Consider the following 5725-nt stretch of genomic DNA (forward strand, 5'->3'; position numbering starts at 1 on the left):
CGCTCGACCGAGGGCGAGCGCGCGATCGTCTCGGGACGGGCCGTGCACCTGCTGCTCGGGGAGGCCTATCGCGAGGCCACGATCAGCAACGCGGTCGTGGAGCGACACCTCGGCGTCGCCACCAACCGCAACCTGAGCGTCATCAGGGCGCTGGTGGAGAAGTGGTGCTGAGCGACCCAGGTGCAGCCGCGTCGGCCAGTCGCGGCAGTCGCCGTACGGACGCCGACATCAGCACCATCAGGCAGATCACGAAGTAGGCGATGCCGCTGATGACCAGCACGTCGGTGAAGCCGTACGCCGCGGCGAGGGGGCCGAAGGCGATCTGCCCGACCGGGATCGCGACGAACGAGCCGAGCGCGTCGTAGGAGTAGGCGCGCGAGAGCATCTCGTCGGGCACGTGCTCCTGCATGGCGAGGTTCCACCCCATCGCGAACACCTCGGTGCCGGCGCCGGCGACGAACGTGGCGATCATCAGGATCGCCAGGTGCGGGTGGGAGCCGAGGAGCAGGATCGGGACGCCGAGGAGCGAGATGCCGAGCATGCCGTAGAGCAGGGGCCGCTGCAGCGGCACCCGCAGCATGATCACGGTCATCAGCAGGAGCCCGATGGCCTCGGCCGAGAGCACGAGCCCCCATCCCTGCTCGCCGATCGTCTCCTTGGCGCGAGCGGGGCCGAGGGTGAACCACGCCCCGGAGTGGATCGCGTTGAGCACGCCGAAGCCGAGCACGACGACCCACAGCCACGTGGTCTGTCGGAAGTAGGTCCAGCCCTCGCGCAGCTCGTCGATCGTGCTGGACTCCTCCTCCTTGGGGGCTCGGCGGGGGAGGACGACGAAGCCGAGGAGCGCCGCGGAGAGCAGCCACATCGAGGCGTCGACGGCCAGCGCCCAGCCGGGGCCGAAGCCGACGACGAGCAGCGCGCTCAGCGTGGGGCCGAGGATCATCAGCGCCGAACGGGCCAGCGACATCAGGGCGTTGGCGCGCTGCAGCTCGGTGCGGGGCACCAGCTGCGGCAGGATGCTCGCCATCGCGGGGAAGCTGATCGCCGACACCACGCCGTGGACGGCGCTGAGGGCGATGAGCATCCACAGCTCGGCGATCCCGGTGATGACCAGGGCGGCGATGAAGCCCTGGCTGATCGCCGAGGCGATGTTGGAGACCTGGATGACGACGTTGCGGGGGAACCGGTCGGCGAGCACGCCTCCCCACAGGAGCAGCAGCACCATCGGGATGGTGTGCGCCGCGAGCACGTAGCCGAGCGCGGCGGGGTCGTCGTCGGTGATCTTCAGCACCGCGAAGGCCAGGGCCACCGACGCCATCGAGTTGCCGAGCAGGTTGACCACCCGCGAGGCGTAGTAGAAACGGAAGTTGCGCTCGCGCAGCGGGGCGAGCGACTCGGCCCAGGTCACCGGGGCTCCTGCTGGGTCATCGGGAAGGCCCAGAGGGTCTGGCTGACGTGGATCGTCCCGGGGGATCGCGGGGCCTGGTTGGCCTCGTGCACCAGCATCGCGGCCTCCATCAGCAGGGCGTTGGCCTGCTCCCAGACCTCTGGCGGCACCCAGCCCTCGAGGTCGCTGTGCGGGCCCGGCCCCGGCGCGCGGTGCTGCAGGCGTCGTTCGATCTCCAGGCCGAGCGCGCGAGCGTAGAAGACCTGGTCGTCGGCGGTGCTGGGGCTCGTCGCTCGCGGGTTGAGTCCGGCCCGTTCGTGGGGATAGCGGTAACGCTTGGCGACGCCGCCGCGGATCTTCTCCTCGCCGGCCACGACGATCTCGTCGGCCTCGAGCAGCACGCGCAAGTGGTAGCTGGCGTTGGCGTGGGTCAGGTCGAGCTCACGGGCCACCTCGGCGGCGCTCAGCTCGGCTCCGGTCAGCAGCGACAGCATCTGCAGCCGCAGCGGGTGGGCAACGGCTCGCATCGCGCTCACCGCGGCCCCGGTCTCCTCCTCGTTCACCGCACGACCCTCCAAGAGTTGTTGGACAGTCAGTGTGTGCCGTCAGCCGGGCGACCGTCAAGCACTTCTTGGGGGGTTGTCGCGTGCTACATGCCGCCGCGGGTCGCCTACTCGCCGCGGAACACCGGGCGCCGGCCCTCGGCGAAGGCGCGCATGCCCTCGCCGGCGTCGGCGGTGCGCATCAGGACCGTCTGGCCGGTGCGCTCGCGCTCGAGGGCAGGGTCGAGACCCCAGGGGCCGGTGAGGGTGGCGGCGTTGATCGCGCGTTTGGTGGCGGTCTGGGCCAGCGGTGCCCCGGCCACCAGACGGCGCGACAACGTGGCGACCAGGTCGTCGTGCGACGCCGCGGGCGCGAGGTGGGTGACCAGCCCGGCGTCGTAGGCCTCCTGCGCCGAGAGCGGCTCGGCCAGGAGCGCCATCCGCATGGCCCGCGCCCGGCCGATGGCTGCTGCGACGGTGGCCGACGACCCGCCGTCGGGCATGAAGCCGATCCGGGCAAAGGCGAGCAGGAAGGTGGCGGAGTCGCGCGCCACGATGATGTCGGCGGCCAGCGCGACCGAGCAGCCGACGCCGGCCGCGATGCCGTTGACGGCCGCCAGCACTGGCTTGGGGCACTCGACGATCGCGCGGACCAGGGCGTTGGCCGCATCCATCGCCCGGACGTCGAACCGCTCGATCGCGTCGACCCCGGAGTCGTCGGTGGAGATGTCGGCGCCGGCGCAGAAGGCGTCCCCGGCACCGGTCAGCACCACGAGTCGTACGTCGTCGCGGACCGCAGCACCGCGGATCTCCGCCGTCAGCGCGAGGTTCATCGCGGGCGACATGGCGTTGAAGCTGCCGGGCCGGTTCATGGTGAGCCGCAGCACCGCTCCGTCCACCTCCACGAGCACGTCGCTGGTGGCGGGACCGACGGCTTCTACAGGTGAGGACATGGCCGTGAGTGTGCCACCATGGGCACTGTGTCCACTGCTAGTCCTGAGGTCGATTCCGGGCTCGACACGACCCTGGATCCCGACCAGATCACCGTCCTGGCCACCCCGTGGGTGACCATCGTCTGGAATGACCCGGTCAACCTGATGTCATACGTCAGCTATGTCTTCCAGCAGCACTTCGGCTACTCCAAGCGCAAGGCAGAGAAGCTGATGATGGAGGTGCACGAGGACGGCAAGTCGGTCGTCAGCACCGGCACCCGCGAGGCCATGGAGCGCGACGTGCAGGCGATGCACGAGTACGGCCTCTGGGCCACCCTGCAGAAGTCGGAGTAGTCCCACGTGAGTGCCTTCCAACGCCACCGCCGCAGCGGTCGCGTCATCGCGACGTTCACCGGCTTCGAGGCCGACCTCCTGCGCTCCCTGGCGGGCCAGCTCGTCGAGCTGCTGCGCAACGAGGCAGCCGAGCCCGACGACGGCCGTGACCCGTTCGAGGCGATGATGGACTTCTCCGGTCCGACCTCCGAGCCGGAGGACCCGGTGCTGGCGCGGCTCTTCCCCACCGCCTACCGCAACGACGACGAGGCGGCCTCGGAGTTCCGCCGTTTCACCGAGGGCTCACTGCGTGACGGCAAGGCTGCTGCCGCGAGCCTGATCATCGACACCCTCGAGGACGCCGGGCTGCCGACCCAGCTCGACGAGGACGGCCTGATGATCGACGTCGAGCTCGACCCGGACGCCGCGCGCACCTGGATGCGCTCCTTCACCGACATCCGGCTCGCCCTGGCCACCCGGTTGGGGATCGAGGACGGCGACGACGAGTACTGGTTCAACCTCCCCGACGACGACCCACGCGCGCAGGCCCACGACATCTACGACTGGGTCGGCTACCTCCAGGAGACCCTGGTCGAGGCGCTGTCGCGCTGAGCGCACGTCCGCGGCACTTCCCGAAGGCTGGCGCACCGACGATCGGGTGATGCCCGGGCTCTAGGCTGGGCCCGTGCTCACCATCGACCAGACCACCTACGACGGCATCGTCGCGCACGCCAAGCGCGACCACCCCGACGAGGCGTGCGGCATCGTCTCGGGCCCCGAGGGCTCGGACCGACCGGTCCGACTCGTCGAGATGGTCAACGCGGCCGGCAGCCCGACGTTCTACGAGTTCGACTCCACCGAGCTGCTCGACCTCTACAAGAAGATGTGGGACAACGACGAGGAGCCCGTCGTGATCTACCACTCCCACACCGCCACCGAGGCCTACCCGAGCGTCACCGACATCGGCCTGGCGAGCGAGCCCGGGGCCCACTACGTGCTCGTCAGCACGCGCGAGCACGGGAATAACGACGGCCCTGTGGAGTTCAGGTCTTACAGGATCGTCGACGGCGAGGTGACCGAGGAAGAGGTCGCCGTGGTCGCGACGCTCCCCACCCCCTGATCGATCCCTGATCGACGCCCTCACCGGGCGCAAGCCCCACCAGCACCACCCAGAACCCACCCCAGACAGCTGAGGAGCACCACCCACATGGCCATCGAGGTCCGGATCCCCACCATCCTGCGCACCTACACCGGCGGCGAGAAGGCCGTTGACGCCACGGGCGGCACGCTCAGCGCTGTCATCGACGACCTTGAGGGCAACCACCCCGGCATCAAGGAGCGCCTCATCGACAACGGCGACCTGCGCCGTTTCATCAACATCTACGTCAACGACGAGGACGTCCGCTTCATCGGCGGCCTCGAGGCCGAGCTCAAGGGCGGCGACCAGATCGTCGTCCTCCCCGCCGTCGCCGGGGGATGAGCGACTCCCCGTCGTCGGAGAGGACCGAGCACTGATGGAACGTCGCACCTTCGTCCTCGTCGACGGCGAGAACATCGACGCCACTCTCGGTGGCTCGGTGCTCGGCCGACGCCCGCACCCCGAGGAGCGGCCGCGCTGGGAGCGGGTCACCGCTCACGTCGAGGCCGCCTGGGGTCAGCCGGTCACCGGCCTGTTCTTCCTCAACGCGAGCAGCGGCACGATCCCCACGTCGTTCGTTCAGGCGCTGCTGGCGATGGACTACCGGCCGGTGCCGCTCTCCGGCGGCGTCGACGAGAAGGTCGTCGACATCGGTATCCAGCGCACCCTCGCGGCGCTGCTGGAGCGTGAGGACGCCGACGTCGTCCTGGCCAGCCACGACGCCGACTTCGCGGCCGGGATGCGCGCGCTGCTCGACGGCGAGCGCCCCGAGCAGCTCGAGCGCCGTGTCGGCCTGATCGGTTTTCGCGAGTTCACCAGCACCCACCTCGCCGACCTCGTCGACGACGGCCTCGAGCTGTTCGACCTCGAGTACGACGTCCGCGCGTTCAACGCCGAGCTGCCGCGCGTGCGGATCATCTCGCTCGACGACTTCGACCCCACCTACTTCCTCCGCTGAGAAGGGACTGCCCCACATGCGGTACGACAACCTGCTCGCCTCCGTCGGCAACACCCCGCTCGTGGGGCTGCCGCGGCTCTCGCCGAGCGCCGACGTACGACTGTGGGCCAAGCTCGAGGACCGCAACCCGACGGGCTCCATCAAGGACCGCCCGGCGCTGAAGATGATCGAGGAGGCGGAGAAGGACGGCACGCTGCGTCCCGGCTGCACGATCCTCGAGCCGACGTCGGGCAACACCGGCATCTCCCTGGCCATGGCCGCCAAGCTCAAGGGCTACCGGATCGTGTGCGTCATGCCGGAGAACACCTCCTCCGAGCGTCGCCAGCTGCTGCGCATGTGGGGCGCCGAGATCATCTCCTCGCCGGCTGCCGGTGGCTCGAACGAGGCCGTCCGCGTCGCCAAGCAGGTCGCCGAGGAGCACCCCGACTGGGTGAT

Annotated in this window: 9 protein-coding genes; 6 read left to right on the top strand and 3 right to left on the bottom strand. The window is 69.8% G+C overall.

Annotation, left to right across the window (positions count from 1 at the left end; genetic code table 11):
• Positions 1 to 142: 142 nt before the first annotated feature.
• The 3 genes from VOI19_RS12775 to VOI19_RS12785 form a co-directional block, all read right to left on the bottom strand.
• On the bottom strand, positions 143 to 1408 hold the full coding sequence (locus tag VOI19_RS12775; RefSeq protein ID WP_323793342.1) for an MFS transporter: 1266 nt from the start codon (positions 1406 to 1408) through the stop codon (positions 143 to 145).
• On the bottom strand, positions 1405 to 1950 hold the full coding sequence (locus VOI19_RS12780; RefSeq protein ID WP_323793343.1) for a helix-turn-helix domain-containing protein: 546 nt from the start codon (positions 1948 to 1950) through the stop codon (positions 1405 to 1407). The genes VOI19_RS12775 and VOI19_RS12780 overlap by 4 nt, the downstream gene beginning before the upstream one ends.
• 107 nt (positions 1951 to 2057) lie before the next feature.
• On the bottom strand, positions 2058 to 2882 hold the full coding sequence (locus VOI19_RS12785) for an enoyl-CoA hydratase-related protein (protein WP_323793344.1): 825 nt from the start codon (positions 2880 to 2882) through the stop codon (positions 2058 to 2060).
• Between the two features lie 27 nt (positions 2883 to 2909).
• Between VOI19_RS12785 and clpS the strand changes: the two genes are divergently transcribed.
• The 6 genes from clpS to VOI19_RS12815 all read left to right on the top strand — a co-directional run.
• Positions 2910 to 3215, top strand: coding sequence for an ATP-dependent Clp protease adapter ClpS (clpS, locus tag VOI19_RS12790; protein WP_416366378.1), 306 nt, complete (start codon positions 2910 to 2912; stop codon positions 3213 to 3215).
• Between the two features lie 6 nt (positions 3216 to 3221).
• Positions 3222 to 3806, top strand: coding sequence for a DUF2017 domain-containing protein (locus VOI19_RS12795; protein WP_323793346.1), 585 nt, complete (start codon positions 3222 to 3224; stop codon positions 3804 to 3806).
• A 73-nt stretch (positions 3807 to 3879) separates the two neighbouring features.
• Positions 3880 to 4314, top strand: a complete 435-nt coding sequence (locus VOI19_RS12800; protein ID WP_323793347.1) for a M67 family metallopeptidase — start codon at positions 3880 to 3882, stop codon at positions 4312 to 4314.
• A gap of 87 nt (positions 4315 to 4401) precedes the next feature.
• Positions 4402 to 4674, top strand: coding sequence for a MoaD/ThiS family protein (locus VOI19_RS12805; protein ID WP_323793348.1), 273 nt, complete (start codon positions 4402 to 4404; stop codon positions 4672 to 4674).
• 34 nt (positions 4675 to 4708) lie between these two features.
• A complete protein-coding gene (locus tag VOI19_RS12810; RefSeq protein WP_323793349.1) occupies positions 4709 to 5290 on the top strand; it encodes a nuclease in 582 nt (193 codons plus the stop codon).
• 16 nt (positions 5291 to 5306) lie between these two features.
• The coding region (locus VOI19_RS12815; RefSeq protein WP_323793350.1) for a PLP-dependent cysteine synthase family protein at positions 5307 to 5725 on the top strand (419 nt) is incomplete at its 3' end.

It is taken from the genome of Nocardioides sp. (assembly GCF_034670285.1).
Classification (GTDB): domain Bacteria; phylum Actinomycetota; class Actinomycetes; order Propionibacteriales; family Nocardioidaceae; genus Nocardioides.

What these genes read in the sequence shown, in the direction of transcription:
- VOI19_RS12810 (WP_323793349.1), top strand. Translation starts at nt 4,709, where the DNA reads ATGGAACGTCGCACCTTCGTCCTCGTCGACGGCGAGAACATCGACGCC.
- VOI19_RS12805 (WP_323793348.1), top strand. Translation starts at nt 4,402, where the DNA reads ATGGCCATCGAGGTCCGGATCCCCACCATCCTGCGCACCTACACCGGC.
- VOI19_RS12785 (WP_323793344.1), bottom strand. Translation starts at nt 2,882, where the DNA reads ATGTCCTCACCTGTAGAAGCCGTCGGTCCCGCCACCAGCGACGTGCTC.